General features: G+C 65.0%; 12 protein-coding genes. 2 read left to right on the forward strand and 10 right to left on the reverse strand.

The annotated features are described in order from the left end of the window. The 8 genes from AC16HO_RS06770 to AC16HO_RS06805 form a co-directional block, all read right to left on the reverse strand. The gene (locus AC16HO_RS06770; protein ID WP_395643761.1) at positions 1–918 is read right to left on the reverse strand and encodes a DUF58 domain-containing protein; all 918 of its coding nucleotides are present in this window, start codon (positions 916–918) and stop codon (positions 1–3) included. Positions 919–991: 73 nt separating this feature from the next. Next, positions 992–1,987, reverse strand: coding sequence for an AAA family ATPase (locus AC16HO_RS06775; protein WP_395643762.1), 996 nt, complete (start codon positions 1,985–1,987; stop codon positions 992–994). A 298-nt stretch (positions 1,988–2,285) separates the two neighbouring features. Beyond that, a complete protein-coding gene (locus tag AC16HO_RS06780) occupies positions 2,286–5,321 on the reverse strand; it encodes a hypothetical protein (RefSeq protein WP_395643763.1) in 3,036 nt (1,011 codons plus the stop codon). 80 nt (positions 5,322–5,401) lie between these two features. Beyond that, a complete protein-coding gene (locus tag AC16HO_RS06785) occupies positions 5,402–7,636 on the reverse strand; it encodes a type IV pilus secretin PilQ (RefSeq protein WP_395643764.1) in 2,235 nt (744 codons plus the stop codon). 64 nt (positions 7,637–7,700) lie between these two features. Then, positions 7,701–8,240, reverse strand: a complete 540-nt coding sequence (locus AC16HO_RS06790; RefSeq protein ID WP_395643765.1) for a pilus assembly protein PilP — start codon at positions 8,238–8,240, stop codon at positions 7,701–7,703. After that, on the reverse strand, positions 8,237–8,917 hold the full coding sequence (locus AC16HO_RS06795; protein ID WP_395643766.1) for a type IV pilus inner membrane component PilO: 681 nt from the start codon (positions 8,915–8,917) through the stop codon (positions 8,237–8,239). Before AC16HO_RS06795 ends, AC16HO_RS06790 begins: the two co-directional genes overlap by 4 nt. Beyond that, positions 8,914–9,573 (reverse strand): PilN domain-containing protein, encoded by a 660-nt coding sequence (locus tag AC16HO_RS06800; RefSeq protein WP_395643767.1) that lies wholly within the window; start codon positions 9,571–9,573, stop codon positions 8,914–8,916. Before AC16HO_RS06800 ends, AC16HO_RS06795 begins: the two co-directional genes overlap by 4 nt. After that, positions 9,573–10,637 (reverse strand): pilus assembly protein PilM, encoded by a 1,065-nt coding sequence (locus AC16HO_RS06805; RefSeq protein WP_395643768.1) that lies wholly within the window; start codon positions 10,635–10,637, stop codon positions 9,573–9,575. Before AC16HO_RS06805 ends, AC16HO_RS06800 begins: the two co-directional genes overlap by 1 nt. Positions 10,638–10,913: 276 nt before the next feature. Between AC16HO_RS06805 and AC16HO_RS06810 the strand changes: the two genes are divergently transcribed. Both AC16HO_RS06810 and AC16HO_RS06815 read left to right on the forward strand, forming a co-directional pair. Beyond that, on the forward strand, positions 10,914–13,427 hold the full coding sequence (locus AC16HO_RS06810; protein ID WP_395643769.1) for a penicillin-binding protein 1A: 2,514 nt from the start codon (positions 10,914–10,916) through the stop codon (positions 13,425–13,427). Further along, complete coding sequence (locus AC16HO_RS06815; RefSeq protein WP_395643770.1) at positions 13,427–14,080, forward strand: hypothetical protein; 654 nt, start codon at positions 13,427–13,429, stop codon at positions 14,078–14,080. The genes AC16HO_RS06810 and AC16HO_RS06815 overlap by 1 nt, the downstream gene beginning before the upstream one ends. A gap of 109 nt (positions 14,081–14,189) precedes the next feature. Here the strand turns inward: AC16HO_RS06815 and AC16HO_RS06820 are convergent, their stop codons facing one another. Continuing rightward, on the reverse strand, positions 14,190–15,482 hold the full coding sequence (locus tag AC16HO_RS06820) for a citrate synthase (RefSeq protein ID WP_395643771.1): 1,293 nt from the start codon (positions 15,480–15,482) through the stop codon (positions 14,190–14,192). Between the two features lie 293 nt (positions 15,483–15,775). Beyond that, positions 15,776–16,030 (reverse strand): type B 50S ribosomal protein L31, encoded by a 255-nt coding sequence (locus tag AC16HO_RS06825; RefSeq protein WP_395643772.1) that lies wholly within the window; start codon positions 16,028–16,030, stop codon positions 15,776–15,778. Positions 16,031–16,036: the final 6 nt, after the last annotated feature.

Raw genomic sequence — 16,036 nt, forward strand, 5'->3', positions numbered from 1 at the left:
TCAACCCGTCTTCTTCTTGCGCGCATCGAAACCGAGCAGGCCGCGCAACGCCGCCTCCGGCTCACTCGACGTGTCGAGCACGATCGAATTGAGACCGCGACGCTTGAGCATGGCGAGAAAGCCCGCACGCTGCCCCTCGAACCACTGCGGCCAACGCGCACGCGTACGTTGCGCGGCGAAGTCAATCAGCACCGGACCATCGTCGCCTTGCAAGGCGTAGTTGGCCGGCGGCGGCGCGATGTGTTCGAGCGGATCGCTGAGGATTACGGAGGCAACGTCGCAGTGCTCGGCAAGCATCGTCAATGCCGCTTCGGCGGCCTCATCGCAGTCGAAGCCGTCGCTGAGCAAAATGACCTGCGTGCCGGGCCGCGCCAGGCGCCGCGCACGCTGCAGGGCCTGCGACAGCGGCACGGTTTCCTTCGCGCCGCGCACGACCGCGTCCCATTCGACGAATGCACGCAGGCAGCGCAACGCGCCGCGCACGCCGCCGCCCGGCTTCACCTCGGCGTTGAGGCCGGGGCCGTAGCCGATCGCGCCGATGCGGTCGCCCGACAGCGCGGTCGCCCAGGCAAGCAGCGCCGCGGTGCGCGCAGCCTGCACCGACTTGAAGCGCACGCGCGTGCCGAAACGCAAACCGGGATTGCAGCTCAGCACGGCGAGCACGCTGCGCTCGCGCTCCTCGGTGAACAGCTTGGTGTGCGGACGGCCGGTGCGCGCGGTGACGCGCCAGTCCATCTGGCGGATGTCGTCGCCAGGCTGATACGCACGCGACTCGGCGTAATCGACGCCGCGCCCGCGGAAGCGCGAAGCATGCACCGCCGCGTGGCTGCCGGCGACACGCTGCGCGAACTGCGCCAGGCGCGCGGCGCGCAAGCGCATGGCGAGGAGATCGTCGAGGGTGACTGTAACTGAGGACATGCGTTGCTGAAGTGAGGTGTTCGGAACTGAGTCGGGTCTTGTTACACCGTCATTCCGACAGCAATGAGGAGCACTACGGCAAAGGAACTCGATCAAGCAGCGCGGAAACGACGCGCTCCGGCGCCACGCCTTCAGCTTCGGCTTCGTAGCTGAGCAACACGCGATGACGCAGCACGTCGGTCGCGACCGCGTGCACGTCCTCGGGAGCGACGAAATCACGGCCGGCGAGCCAGGCGTGCGCACGGGCGCAACGGTCGAGCGCGATCGTGCCGCGCGGGCTGGCGCCGTAGGCGATCCAGCGCGACAGGTCGTTGCCGTAGGCCTTCGGCGTGCGCGTGCCGAGCACGAGCTGGACGATGTATTCCTCGAGTGCGGGCGCGAGATGCAGGTTCAGCACCTCGGCACGCGCAGCGAAGATCTGGTTCTGGTTGAGCAGACGTTGCGGCACGACGGTCTCGCGCAGCGTCTCGCGTGCGCGTTCGCGCGCGAGCTTGAGGATCGCGGCCTCCGAAGCGCCGTCGGGATAGCCGATGCGCACGTGCATGAGAAAGCGGTCGAGCTGCGCCTCGGGTAGAGGATACGTGCCTTCCTGCTCGATCGGATTTTGCGTCGCCATGACCAGGAACAGCGGCGGCAGCGGATACGTCGTGCGGCCGACGGTGACCTGGCGCTCGCCCATCGCCTCGAGCAGCGCCGACTGCACCTTGGCCGGCGCGCGGTTGACCTCGTCGGCGAGCAGCAGGTTGTGGAAGATCGGCCCCCTCTGGAACTCGAAACTCGCGGTCTGCGGGCGGTAGATTTCGGTACCGGTCAGGTCGGCCGGCAGCAGGTCGGGGGTGAACTGGATGCGGTGGAAATCGCCCTCGATGCGTGCGGCGAGTTCTTTCACGGCGAGGGTCTTGGCAAGACCCGGCGCGCCCTCGACGAGCAGGTGGCCGTCGGCGAGCAGCGCGATCAGCAGGCGGTCGACGAGTGCGCTCTGGCCGATGATGCAGGCCGAGAGTTCCTCGCGCAGGGTGTGGAAGGCGCCGATCAAGCTGGCGGGCGCGGCATTGTCTGGCATGTCCATGGCTGTGGCTGATCCGGAATCGAAATGATCGCACGCCCGGTGGCATGCGGCGCGAGCTCTGACCACATCGGGAGCAGGAAGGTTTCCCCAACTTATGGCAGGGTTGACAGCCTGTCGGCGGTAGCGGAGCGCGGCGTACCGCCGTAGCCCCGGATGAAGCTGCGCCGCGGCGCAATCCGGGAACGTGCGCAACGCATCGTCGAAGAAAACCCCCGCGAGTGCGGGGGTTTGAAGGCAAGGCGATGAGGGGCGTCCCGGATTTCGCTGCGCTGCGTCCGGGCTACTTGCTGGAGAAGATTCAGGGGAACGTAGCGGTGCAGGTTTTTGCCGCACCCCCGATCGCAAGCACGTACGGAGAGCCCGCGCTGCCGCTACCGCAATCTCCACTCCACGTGCCCGTGCCGGGATTCGACGACAAGGTAACCTGGGTCACCGTAGTGGGAATCGTGTACGTGCAGGTCTTGGTCGAACTTACGGCCGACACCGAACAGGTGGGGGGCGGCGAGAACTGCGGAACTCCGGCTACCGATACCGACGCATTGCTGGTTGAAGGACCGGTGGTGACAATGATCGTCAGCCCATTGCCGCTGCCGCCACCCGTACCTCCGGAGGTACATGCCGCATTGGTTGGATCCGTCAGGCACAAATTGACGCCCTTGAGGTTCACCGTCGCGGTTGGCGAGCCGCTGGCAGTGGCGAACGTGCAGGAGCCGCTGCCGGCGCTGCCGTAGTTGTTGAGGTTGGCGCTGATGCTCGCGCTGGTGCGGCCGTTGCTGTCGGTCGTGCCGGGGCCGGAGTCGAGGCTCACCGTGTCGCCGGTGCAGGTGCCGGTCAGCTGCGCGCCCGGAACCGGTTTGCCGTTGCTCGACAGCAGGGTGAGGCTGACGTTGCCGCCGGTGCCGCCGAGCGACGACGGCGAAGCGAGCAGGACCAGATTGCCGCCGGCGTTGATCGGGATCGCCACCGACGCGCTGCTGCCGGCGGCGTAGCCTGCGGCGACGAAGGTCAGCGTCGGCGTGCCGGAAGAGCCGCCACTGCCACCCGAACTGGCGATGCCTTGCGTGGTTACCGTTGCGACGACGCAGCCCGTGCTGTCGGTCGCATCATGCGTCCAGCCCGTGGTGTCAATTCCGTCGACCGTACCCGAGCCCGCGCCGAGGTTGCTGAAGCTGAAGTTGAAGCGCATGCCCGGAATCGGCACGCGCAGCGCATCGACGACGCAGACCGTCATCGGCACGGTGATGTTGCCGGTGATCGGATTCGGGCTGGCGCTGACGCTGAGGTCCGCCACTGCCGGATACACGGTGACGATCGCATCGGTGACGAGGCGCGTGGTCGGATTGCCGTTGGCGTCCAGGTATGCCGTATCCGGACCCGTGCCCTGCGCCCAGATGGCGACACTGCGGCCGAGCCTGGACACCGGGTAGTTGAGCTTCGTCGTCGCCGTGCCGGTCACCGTCGCCGCGCCCGAGCTGTCCGTCTTCGCCGGCGAATTGATGTTGCCGATCGTGGCACGGCCGATCACGTAGGGCAGCGGCCCCGGAAGCATCGAGGTGCCGGTCGTGTCGTTGCGGTTGAACGGGAACAGGGTGAACAGCTGCGTATCGCTGGCGATACCGGTGATCGGCAGCGCGCTTTCAAGATCATCGTTGCCCGCAGGCGCACCATGCGCCTGCTTGCCGAACACGATCAACGTATCGCCGGGGCCACCGCCGCCACCCGTGGTCTTGAAGCGACCGTCGGGCGAGCTGAAGTAGATGCCTCCCGGTTGCGGATTGCCCTGCGCTCCGCAGATCTGGAATGCGCCAAGGCCACTGCAGGTCGCGGTGAAGTTCGGATCCTGCGGCCCGTCAATCAGGCCGAACTTGATTTCGGTGCCGGGCAGGACCGGATTGCCCTGTCGATCTGTGCCGATCGCGCTGACCGTGAGGCTGTAGGTCGCGTCGGGCTGCAACGGAATCGTCGGTCCCGTACCGCTGCCGCCGCTCGAAGACGACGATGCCGAGATACCGTTGACCGCGATCGCATTGACTATCGGCGAGGTGATCGTGAGGCTGTACAGGCGGCCGTCGGAAACGGCCACGGTCGTCGTCGCCGTCAGTGGAATGGTGACACCGTTGCCGACGTCGCCGTCGTAGGCGTCCACGGTCGCGCGGATCTGCACCGGGCCCTGCTTGTTTCCGGCCAGAAGGTACACGCTCGCACCGCCCGCGCCGGTAGAGGTCTTCACCGAAGCGCCGGTTTGCGGCACGCCACCGGCGCTGATGCCGAACAGCTGCGCATCGCTGCCGCTCGGTCCGACGATGTCGAACTGCACGTTGTCGATGCCGGGAGCGGCGATCGCGGGCGTGCCGTAGATGTTGTTCACGGTCGCGGTCACAAGCTTGCTTTGGGGGCCGTTCGAATCCTTGACGTAAACGCCGCCAGCGCCCTGCGACAAGGTCACCGTCGTCGGCAGATTCGCGCCCGGCGGTGTGACCACGTTGACCACGATCTGCGAGGAGATCGTGCGGTTGGTTTCCGGGTCCACCGCGGTGATCGTCAGCGTGGCCGGGCCGGTGTTGGCCTGGGAATGGACGAAGATCGTGCCGACACCGGCGGTGACGTTGACCGTGCCGCTGCCGAGCTCGGTGAGGAATTCGTTGCCCTCGGCGGTGGGCGGAGTCTTGGTCGCGCCGACCCAAGGCGTGGTCGGATCATCGAGCGTGGAGAAAGCGATCGAATTGACCGGATTCGTCGAGACGGCGATCTTGCCGTTGAGCAACTGGCCGGTGATCAGGCCGCGCCATTCCACATCGACCTCGGCCATATAGGGCGAGCCGAAATACGGACCCGCGCCGACGAGGTTCTGCGGCAAGGTCACCGTGGACGGGGTGGCCTTCAGGTTCGGATTGTTGCCGTCGCCCTGCGTCACCGCGATCGTCACCTTGGTGGTGACCGTGTTCGGATGGCCGTTGGCCGGCGGCAACGAAACCGTGACCGTCGCCGTGCCCGGCGTGTTGTTGGCAATGAAGACGAACGTCGCCACGCCGCCGCTGAGCACGCTGGAACTGCTGGCGACGCCGCTCGAACCGCTGCCGGCGATCGAGCCCAGCGTCGGCGGCGACACGGTCGCGCTGAGTACCTTGCCATCGGCCTCGGGCGCGCCGTTGCGGCGCGTGACGGTCACGGTCAGAGTGGCAGTCGTGTTCGTCGTGATCGAATTCGCCGACAGGTCGATCTTCACCGAGTCGGCCGATGGCGGGCCGAATGCGGAAGCATGCGCTTGTTCGCCGCCCGCAACGAGCAGCAGCGAACCGAACAACATCGCGAGGAATCGGAACGGCGTTTTCATGTGGACTCCGGTACTACCCTGACTGTCTGTGCTTGCGAATGAAGGACTGGCCGCGCCGTCTCGCGGGGCGGAACCGTTGGTCATCTGAGGTTTTCGTCGAGGATCTTCGGCGTGACGAAGATCAGCAACTCCGCCTTCTGGTTCGACTTCTTGACGTTGCGGAAGAACGCGCCGAGGCCAGGCAGGTCGCCGAGGAACGGCACCTTGGTCACGGCGTCCTGCTTGTCGAATTCGTAGACGCCGCCGAGCACGACGGTCTGGCCGTTGTCGACCAGCACCGAGGTGGTCATCTCGCGCTTGTCGATGATCGGGTACGAACCGGTCACGTTGGTGTAGTAGCCGGCCAGCGCATCCTTCTTCACGTCGAGGTTGAGGAATACGCGGCCGTCGGCGGTGATCGTCGGCGTCACCTTGAGGCCGAGTACCGCGTCCTTGAACGCCACGGTCGGCAGTGAGTTGCCGCCACCGCTCGAGGTGATCGTCGAATACGGGATTTCCTGGCCCTGGGTGATGTTCGCTTCCTGCTGGTTCGAGGTGACCACGCGTGGACTCGAGATCAACTCGCTGCGGCCTTCGGTCTGGCCGGCGGAGAGTTCGAGGTCGAGCAGGACGTTGGCGCCGAGTACGGACAGACCGATGCTGCCGGCATTCGTCGTGCTCGTCGGCAGATTGACGTTGAGGCGGTCGCCCAGATTGCTAGTGCCTGTCGCGGTCCCGCCGCTGACTCCCGGTGGCAATACCGGAAACGGGTCGCCCGTGGCCAGACGGTTGGCCAACGCCTGGTTGGTCATGTATTGCGAGCCGTTGAGGTTGCCGCTGGTCGAGACGACGTTGCTGCCGACCGTGGTCGCGCCGCTGATGCCGAACTTGGCACCGAGTTCGCGCGAGAAGTTGTCCGTAGCGACGACGACGCGCGCCTCGATCAACACCTGCTGCACGGGCTTGTCGAGCTTGACGACCAGTTCGCGGATCGAACGCACCTTTTCCGGCGTATCGACGACGAGCAGGGTGTTGGTGCGTTCGTCGTAGGACACCCGCCCGCGCTCGGAAAGGAAGCCGCTCGCGTTGGCCTGGGTGCCCGCGCCGCCGCCACCGCCCTGATTGCCTTGCTTGGACTTCTGCGTGAGCAGGTCGGCGATGTCCTTGGCCTTGCCGTAGCTGATCGGAATGTACTCGGTGATCGTCTCGCTGACCTGCTCGAGCTTGAGCTTGGCGTCGGCGATCGCCTGTTCGCGATCGGCGATTTCCTTCTGCGGCGCGACCCAGATGACGTTGCCGTTCTGGCGCTTGTCGAGGCCCTTGGCCTGCAGCACGATGTCGAGCGCCTGGTCCCACGGCACGTTGTTCAGGCGCAAGGTGACGTTGCCGGTGACGCTGTCGGCGACGACGATGTTGAGTTCGGACATCTGCGCAATCAGCTGCAGCACTGCGCGCGTGGGGATGTCCTGGAAATCGAAGGTGACGCGGCTGCCGCTGTACACAGGCGGCGCGTTCGGATCCTTCTTCTCTTTTTCCTTGGCCGGCGCGACTTCGACGATGTACTGGTTGCCGGTCTGATACGCAAGCTGCTCGAATGGCGGCTTGGCAGTGATTTCCATGTGCGCGCCGCCGCCCTTGCTGCGCGTTTCGATGAACTGCACGGGGGTGGCGAAATCGAGCACATCGAGGCGCTGCGCGAGCTGGGTGGGCAGGCGCGCGTTGAAGATGTCGAGCAGAATCCTGTCACCCTGGCGCTTCAGGTCCGCGCTCGAACCTTCGCCGGAAAAGGTAATGACGATGCGGCCTTCGCCATTCTTGCCGCGACGGAAGTCGATGTTCGAGACTTCCTGCGTGGTCTGACCGACACTCTTGGTCTGGTCGCCCGCGGCGATCGTCGCGCTTGCGTTCGCGGTGTTGCCGTTGTTGACGACGAGGACGAAGTTGTTGCCGTCGGCGCGCGTTTCGTAGGTCGAGGCGCGATACAGGTCGACGACGACACGGGTGCGCCCGCCGGCGTCGGCGACGTTGATGCCGCTGGTCGCGCCGCTGCCTACCTCGATGTGGCGCTGGCTCAGCGTGGAACGCGTGTCGGGAAAGTCGAGCGCGATGCGCGGAGGCGTCTCCGTGGTGAACGCGCGAGCGCCCGCAGGCGGCGCGGCGAGCTTGAGCGTGATCTGCACGCGCCCCCCCGCGAGCGGCGCGTAGCCGATATCCTGCAGCACGTTTTCCGCGTGTGCTGCCGGCACGGCGAAAAACGATGCCAGCAGCACGCCGAACGCGGCGCCGAATCGTTGCGCTGCAGTCCGCTGGATTGCGCCCGCGATGATCCACTTCATGGTCTTCCCCGATCCGATGTTCGTTTCGCCACACTGCACCGGCACGGCCGGTCGCGTCACTTCGCTACTTGGCCGTACTGATTTCGACCGTCGCCGGCCGCTCCATCCAGCCGCCGTTGCCATTGCTGATCAACTCGACCAGCTCGATGTTGTTCGCATGGATTGCCTTGATCTTGCCGTTGTTCTGTCCGAGATAGTTGCCCGGCTTGACCCGCGACACCGTCCCTTCCGGATCGCGGATCAGACCCAGGGTGGCAGGACCGGTGCCGATCGTGCCGACCATCTTCAGGCTGTCGAGCGCGAATTCCTCGAGCTTTTCCTTCGGATGCGGATCGGGTATGGCGGTCTTTTCGGCCTCCTCCGCCTTCTGCTCGGTCAGGCTTGGCGCGAAGGGATCGCGCCGCGCCTGATCCTTGTACTCGAAGGTCTCGAACGTCTTCAGCACTGGCAGCGGCGGCAGCGGCCCGCCCGGCAACGCTTTCTCGTCCGCGACCCACTTGCGCAAATCGGCATCGCCTTTGAGGCAGCCACCTAGCAACGGCAACAACGCGATCAGCAGCAGCCAGCGCCGAGAGGGCAGATAACTCATCGCCATGGCGCTCATCGGGCCGCCTTTGCCGCAGGCGCGTTCGGCGCCCCCGGCTTCTTCGGCGCGGCGGCTTCGGCTTCATCCTCGTCGACGTAGCGATAGGTCTTCACCGTTCCCTCGAGAGTGAGCTGGCCCGGCGACGCCGGCAGTTTGCCGGTCGGCTGCTGCGAAGGCTTCAGTGAAACATCATGCATGGTCAGGATGACCACGCGCGGCAACGCCGCCACCGCGCTGATGAAGGAACCGAATTGATGGTAGTTGCCGAGCATGCGCAGCTTGATCGGTTTCTCGGCGTAGAAACCTTCCTGGATCGCCTCCGCGCCGGGCTCGAACAACTGCACGTCCAGACCCGCCGACAGTGCGGACCGCGACACGTCATCGAGCAGTTCCGGCATTTCCGTCTTGCCGGGAAGCTGGCGCAACAACTGGCGCAAGATCTCGCGCATGTCGTCCAGCTGGGTCTTGAGTTTTTCCAGATTGACGACCTTGAGCTGCTTGTCGTGGAAATCCTTCTTCAGCTCGATCTCCTGCTTCTGCTTCTGCACGAGCGTGTCGGACTGGCCACTGATCGACCAATACCAACCCACGAACAACAACAGGGCGAAAAGCAGGATGCAGGCGGTGTACTTGACGCCGTCGGGCCAGGCACCGACGTTGTTGCGGTCAAGGTTGCGGAAATCAGAGAGCTTCATGGAGCCCCCGCAGCCGATGCCGGCGCCCGAGTTGAAGGATTGCCGGATGGCGCGGGTGGCGCTGCCCCCGGCTTCGCCGGCGCGCTACCCGGCGGCGCATCTGCGTCGGGCTGATCCGGCGAGCGCAGCTTCACCGTGAGGCCGAATTCGTAGCGGTTGCGTTTGTCTGTGCCCTTGATCTCGGTCTTCTGCAGATCCGAGCGCTGCATCCACGCCGACGCGTCGAGGTTGCGCATGTAGTTGGCCACGTCGCCATTCGCCTGCGCGACCCCCTGCATCGCAAGCTGATTGCCGGTCTGCTTCAGCGCGGTCAGGCGCACACCCTCGGGAATCGTGCGGACCAGTTCGTCAAACAGATGCACCATCTGCGCACGACTCGCCTGCAACTGCTCGATGATCTGCTTGCGCGCAAGCAATTTGGCCTTGGTTGTTTCCAGATCCTTGATTTCCTTGAGCTTGCCCTCGAGCTGCTTGATCTCGCTGCTCAAATAGCCGTTGCGCGCGTCCTGATCGCTGATGCGCTGATCCATCCACCAGCCCCAGGCCAGCCAGGAAAGTACGGCCAGGATCGCGGCCGCGGCGAGCATGGTGTAGAAATCTCGTTCACGCTGGCGACGCCGCTCGGCGCGCCAAGGCAGCAGGTTGATCGTCGCCATCAGTCGAAGCTCCGCAAGGCCAGACCTGCCGCGACCATCAGAGTGGGCGCATCCTGGCGCAAGGCCGTCGCCTGGCTTTGCACACGCGGTGCCAGTGACATGTTCGCAAGCGGATTGGCGATGATGCAGGGCACGTCGAGCTGGTGCAGGATCTTCGCGCCGATGTCGGGAACGAGCGCACAGCCGCCGGCAAGCACGATCTGGTCGACCCGGCTGTAGTCGCTACCGGCGTAGAAGAACTGCAGCAGGCGACTGATCTGCTGCACGATCGCCTCCTTGAACGGCTCGAGCACCTCGACTTCGTACGATTCGGGCAGGCCACCCTGGCGCTTGGCCAGACCTGCCTCTTCGAACGACAGGCCATAGCGCCGCATCACCTCCTCGGTGAGCTGCTTGCCGCCGAATACCTGCTCGCGCGAGTAGATCGTACGCTGGTTCTTCAACACGATCAGCGTCGTCATCGTCGCACCGACATCGACAACGGCGACGATGGCGTCAGCCGGTACGGTCAGTTGATCCGCGATCAGCTTGCACGCGTTCTCCATCGCGAACGCTTCGACGTCGACGACCTTGGCGGTCAGGCCCGCGAGCTCGAGCGCGGAGACACGCAGATCGACGTTCTCGGTGCGCGAGGCGGCGATCAGCACATTGACCGAGTCGGGCGCGTCCTTGACCGGACCGAGCACCTCGAAATCCAGGCTCACTTCCTCGATCGGATACGGGATGTACTGGTTCGCCTCGACCTGGATCTGCTCCTCGAGCGCGTCTTCGCCGAGATCGGCCGGCATCGTGATGATCTTGGTGATCACCGAGGATCCGGCAACGGCGGAAGCGGCGAACTTGGCCTTGGCTCCGGAGCGTGCGAACGCCCGACGCAAAGCCTCGCCGACCGGCTCGACCGCGACGATGTTTTTTTCCACCACCGAATTCGGCGGCAACGGCTCCACCGCATAGTGCTCGATGCGATAGCGTCCGCCGGAGCGGCTCAGCTGCAGCAGCTTGACTGCGGAGGAACTGATGTCCACACCCAGCAGTGCTGTCGATTTGGCTTGAAAGAAGTTCAACCCCAGATCCCCCAACCGCGAACAGGTTTGGAAACAACAAGCCGGCGGACGCCATTAAACCTGACTGTTAAAAATTTGGCAATGGGGAAATTTGCTGATCGAACAAACACTTCCCGAAAATTTTTAGCGAACTGCTTCGCGTTCTGCCTGAAAAACGATCGTGATGGCTTGCTTCGCTTTCGCCCGCCCCACGCCAGAATTCCGCCTACCGAGCGCAGTGACCGCCGCATATAATGGCTCGACCGCTCCCGGATTCGGGTCGCCCGGCAATACTCCATGCGTTTTCTCCGCCGCCTGCTCCGCTACACCCTGATCCTCGGGGTCGTCCTGATCGCCTTGGGGGCCATCGGCCTCGGCGTCGTCTACTGGCTGATCGTGCCGGGTTTGCCGCCCGTGGACTCGCTGCGCGACGTCAGCCTGCAGGTGCCGCTGCGCATCTACAGCGCGGACAACAAGCTCATCGCCACCTACGGCGAAACGCGCCGGATTCCGATCAAGATCGAGCAGGTGCCGGCGCAGGTGAAGAACGCCTTCCTCGCCGCCGAAGATGCCAATTTCTACAACCATCCCGGGGTGGACTATCAAGGCATCCTGCGCGCGGTGGGCCTGATGATCTCCAAGCGTACGCTGCATGTGCCCGGGGGCAGCACGATCACGCAGCAGGTCGCGCGCGACTTTTTCCTCAGCTCCGAAGTGAGTCTGTCGCGCAAGGCGACGGAGATCTTCCTCTCGTTCAAGATCGAGAACACGCTGAGCAAGGATCAGATCCTCGAGCTGTATCTCAACAAGATCTTCCTCGGCAACCGCGCCTACGGCGTCGCCGCCGCCGCCGAGTTCTACTACGGCAAGACGCTGGATCAGCTCAACCTGGCCGAGTGCGCGATGCTCGCGAGCCTGCCGAAATTCCCCTCGACCGGCAACCCGCTCAACAACCACGCACGTGCGCTCGAGCGCCGCCGCTATGTGCTGCAGCGCATGCTCGACAACGGCTACATCGATCAAGCCCAATTCAAGCAGGCCGACGCCGAACCTGAGCGCGCCTTCGCGCACGAACCGCCGATCGACGTCGAAGCGCCGTACGTGGCCGAGCTCGTGCGTCAGGAAGCGATCCAGCGTCTCGGCAACAACGCGCTGACCGACGCCTACACGATCCGCACGACGATCGATTCGCGCGAGCAAACCGCGGCCAACGAGGCCGTGCGCGCCGGCCTGATCGCTTACGACCGGCGCCACGGCTGGCGCGGTCCGGAAGCACATGTCGAGCTGGCGAGCAACGCGACGGCCAGCGAGCTTGAGCGCAAGCTCGACGCATTCCGCACCACGTTCGGCCTCGTGCCAGCGATCGTCATGCAGAGCACCGACAAGCAAGCGCAACTGCGCCTCAACGACGGCCAGACGATCTCGCTCGGGCTCGAAGACATCGCCTGGGCGCGCCGTTACCAGGACGAAACCAGTCGCGGCCCCGCGCCGAAGCGCGTCGATGCGGCGCTCAAGCCCGGCGACATCGTCCGCGTCGCGCACTACACCGACCCGAAGAAGGAAGGCCGCTGGCAGCTGGCGCAGATTCCGTCCGTGCAGGGCGCGCTCGTTGCGCTCGATCCGGAAGACGGCGCGGTACGTGCGGAAGTCGGCGGCTTCTCGTTCGCGCGCAGCAAGTTCAACCGCGTGGTGCAGTCGCAGCGCAATCCCGGCTCGAGCTTCAAGCCACTGTTCTATGCCGCGGCGTTCGAGCACGGGTTCACCCCGGCCTCGGTGGTCAACGACGCGCCGGTCGTGTTCCCCGATCCATCCAAGCCGAACGGGCAATGGACGCCGAAAAACGACGACGACGTGTTCTCCGGACCGATGCGCCTGCGCGAGGCGATGGTGCAGTCGAAGAACCTCGTCTCGGTACGCCTGCTCGACGCGATCGGCGTGCGCTATGCACGCGAATTCGTGACCCGCTTCGGCCTCAGCCTCGAACAAGTGCCGCCGAACCTGTCGATGGCTCTCGGCACCGCCTCGGTGTCACCGATGAACATGGCGCGCGCATTCGCGGTGATCGCCAACGGCGGCTTCCTCGTCGACCCGTACTTCGTCGATGCGATCTACGATCGCGACGGCAAGGAGGTGTACAAGGCACAGCCCGCGCAAGTCTGTGCGCAATGCCCGGAGCGCGCGGGTGACGACGGCCGTGCGGATGCCCCGCCGGCAACGCGCACCGTGGTCGACAACAACGGCGTGACGACGAAGAACGACCTCTCGCCGATCGCCAGCGCACAGGCGACGACGACCGCGCCGGCGACAACCAGACTCGCGCCGCGCGTGCTCGACGCACGCACCGCCTACCTGATCGGTTCACTGCTGCGCGACGTGGTCCGCCGCGGCACCGGCTCCGGCGCGATGGTGCTCAAGCGCAACGACCTGTTCGGCAAGACCGGCTCGACCAACGACCATCGCGATGGCTGGTTCGTCGGCTACAACCCCGATCTCGTCGCCGCGAGCTGGATGGGTTTCGACGACTTCAGTTCGATGGGCCACGTCGAATTCGGCGCGCAGACCGCGCTGCCGATCTGGATCGACTTCATGCGCGTCGCGCTCGACGGCGTGCCCGAGAAGCCGTTCAACATGCCGCCCGGCATCAGCACCGCGCAGATCGATCCCGAAACCGGCCTGCTCGCCTCGCCCGGCGCCGAGCACACGATCTCCGAGGTGTTCCGCACCGAGGACCTCACCCGCATCGCGAACAGCCCGAACCAGCCGACCGAGGCGGAGAAGAAGGTGCAGCAGGAAGCCTACGGGATCTTCTGATGCGCGAACGACGCGCCGATACGCGCGGCGGCCGCAGACAGCAGGCAGGCACGCAACAGCACGCGATACGCGCACGCATCGCTTCCGAAGCCGCGCGCTTGATCAGCGAGTCCGGCATCCGCGACTACGCGCTGGCCAAGCGCAAGGCCGCGGCGCGGCTCGGCGTCGACGCGGAGTCTGCGTTGCCGAACAACGTCGAGATCGAGAACGCGCTGCGCGAACACCAGCGCCTGTTCCATGCCGCGGACCAGCCCTTGCGCCTGCGCGCGCTGCGCGAAACCGCGGTCGAGGCAATGCGTTTCTTCGCCGCGTTCGAGCCACGCCTCGTCGGCGCCGTGCTCGACGGCACGGCCGACGCGCATTCCGCGGTCTGCCTGCATCTGTTCAGCGACGATCCCGACGCGCCGACGCGCCTGCTCGACGAGCACGGGATCGATCACCGAAGCGAGTCACGCCGCCTGCGCGTCGGCCCGGATCGTGATGCCGAGTATCCCGTGCTGCGATTCGCCGTCGACGATGCAACGATCGACGTCACTGTCTTTCCCTACGACGGACTGCGCCAAGCCCCGCTCGACCGTGTCGACGGCAAACCGATGCCGCGCGCGACACGGGCCGCGCTGGGGAATCTGCTCGACGACGAAGTCGCCGGATAACGGCGCCATCCACCGCACGCACTTTTTTCGATGACGCGACGGCAGCGCGCACCAAACAGGGGCGCGATGCACCGTGCGCCCGCGCAAGGCAATCGCCCGCGTGCCGGCCTCAGCGCTTGTCGAGCGGCAGATAGTCGCGCGTGGTCGCGCCGGTGTAGATCTGGCGCGGACGACCGATCTTGGTGTCCTTGTCGTTGTGCTGCTCGAGCCAGTGCGCGACCCAGCCCGCGGTACGCGCAATCGCGAACATCACGGTGAACATCTCGGTCGGGATCTTCAGCGCCTTGTAGATGATGCCCGAGTAGAAGTCGACGTTCGGATAGAGCTTGCGCTCGACGAAGTACGGATCCTTGAGCGCGACTTCCTCGAGCTTCATCGCCACGTCGAGCAGCGGATCGTCGACACCGAGGTCGGCGAGCACCTTGTGGCACATCTCGCGGATGATCGTCGCGCGCGGGTCGAAATTCTTGTACACGCGATGGCCGAAGCCCATGAGGCGGAAGCCGGAATTCTTGTCCTTCGCCTTCTCGACCGCCTTCGCCACGTTGTCGGCTGTACCGATCTCGCCGAGCATCTTGAGCACCGCCTCGTTTGCGCCGCCGTGTGCCGGCCCCCATAACGCGGCGATGCCGGCGGCGACGCAGGCATACGGATTCGCGCCGGTCGAACCGACCAGGCGCACGGTCGAGGTCGAAGCGTTCTGCTCGTGGTCGGCATGCAGGATGAAGAGCAGGTCGAGCGCCTTCGCCGCGACCGGCGAGATTTGCAGCGGCTCGCTCGGCACCTCGAACATCATGTGCAGGAAGCGGGTGACGTACTCGAGGTTGTTGCGCGGATAACGCAGCGGCCAGTCTATCGAGAAGCGGTACGCCGCGGCCGCAAGCGTCGGCATCTTCGCGATCAGGCGCAGCGCGGCGAGGCGGCGCTGTTCGGGGTCGTTGATGTTGAGCGTGTCGTGGTAGAACGCCGACAGCGTCGCGACCGAGCCGCACAGCATCGCCATCGGATGCGCATCGTAGCGGAAGCCGCTGAGGTAGTGACGCAGCGACTCGTGCATCATCGTGTGATGCGTCACTTCGTCGTCGAATGCACCGAATTGCGCAGCGGTCGGAAGCTCGCCGTTGATCAGCAGGTAGGCGACTTCGAGAAAGCTCGACTGCTTGGCGAGCTGCTCGATCGGATAACCGCGATACAGCAGAATGCCCTTGTCGCCGTCGATGAACGTGATCGCACTGCGCGTGGACGCGGTCGAGACGAAACCGGGATCGAACGTGAAGTAGCCGGTATCCTTGTTGAGCTTGGCGATGTCGAGCGCTGGATCGCCGAGGCTGCCGGTCACGACCGGCAAGGCCGTGGTCTTGTTCGTTGCGGAATCGCTCAACTGCACGGTCTGATCGGCCACGTAAGGCTCCTTTCCTGAAGAGAAGAAGCAGTGCGCGTGGATTGCCGCATGGGCGCATCGTTCGAAGGCGGGTTCGCGGAAACCCGCTGCGCTGCACTGCACAACCCGCGCAGAATATCACACAGACGTTTGATTTCGCGTTACGAAATCATCATTCACCGGTGCCTTGAAACTGCGCCAACCGGCGCAACTTGCGCGCGCCAACAGCCGGCAAGAAACCGGCTTTGAACCATCGCGAGGGCGGGCTTCGCGACAACTGGCCGCGAAGGCCCGGTGAGAACGCCCGGTCTTCCTTACTTGGCCGCGGTGCCGCCGTAGCGCTTGCGGAACTTGTCGACGCGACCGCCGGAATCGACGATCTTGTGCTTGCCCGTGTAGAACGGATGCGAGGCGCTGGAAATTTCGATCTTGACGACGGGATATTCCTTGCCGTCTTCCCACTTGATCGTGTCCTTGCTCGTCATCGTCGAACGCGTGAGTATCGCGAAATTGGACGAGACATCCTGGAAGACCACGGATTTGTATTCGGGATGGATGTCGGCTTTCATGGTTCG

It is taken from the genome of Rudaea sp., from assembly GCF_057139185.1.

Excerpts from the sequence above, each read along its gene's own strand:
- AC16HO_RS06795 (WP_395643766.1), bottom strand. The coding sequence starts at position 8,917 with ATGAAGCTCTCTGATTTCCGCAACCTTGACCGCAACAACGTCGGTGCC.
- AC16HO_RS06800 (WP_395643767.1), bottom strand. The coding sequence starts at position 9,573 with ATGGCGACGATCAACCTGCTGCCTTGGCGCGCCGAGCGGCGTCGCCAG.
- AC16HO_RS06810 (WP_395643769.1), top strand. The coding sequence starts at position 10,914 with ATGCGTTTTCTCCGCCGCCTGCTCCGCTACACCCTGATCCTCGGGGTC.
- AC16HO_RS06815 (WP_395643770.1), top strand. The coding sequence starts at position 13,427 with ATGCGCGAACGACGCGCCGATACGCGCGGCGGCCGCAGACAGCAGGCA.
- AC16HO_RS06785 (WP_395643764.1), bottom strand. The coding sequence starts at position 7,636 with ATGAAGTGGATCATCGCGGGCGCAATCCAGCGGACTGCAGCGCAACGA.
- AC16HO_RS06775 (WP_395643762.1), bottom strand. The coding sequence starts at position 1,987 with ATGGACATGCCAGACAATGCCGCGCCCGCCAGCTTGATCGGCGCCTTC.
- AC16HO_RS06770 (WP_395643761.1), bottom strand. The coding sequence starts at position 918 with ATGTCCTCAGTTACAGTCACCCTCGACGATCTCCTCGCCATGCGCTTG.
- AC16HO_RS06790 (WP_395643765.1), bottom strand. The coding sequence starts at position 8,240 with ATGAGCGCCATGGCGATGAGTTATCTGCCCTCTCGGCGCTGGCTGCTG.
- AC16HO_RS06780 (WP_395643763.1), bottom strand. The coding sequence starts at position 5,321 with ATGAAAACGCCGTTCCGATTCCTCGCGATGTTGTTCGGTTCGCTGCTG.
- AC16HO_RS06825 (WP_395643772.1), bottom strand. The coding sequence starts at position 16,030 with ATGAAAGCCGACATCCATCCCGAATACAAATCCGTGGTCTTCCAGGAT.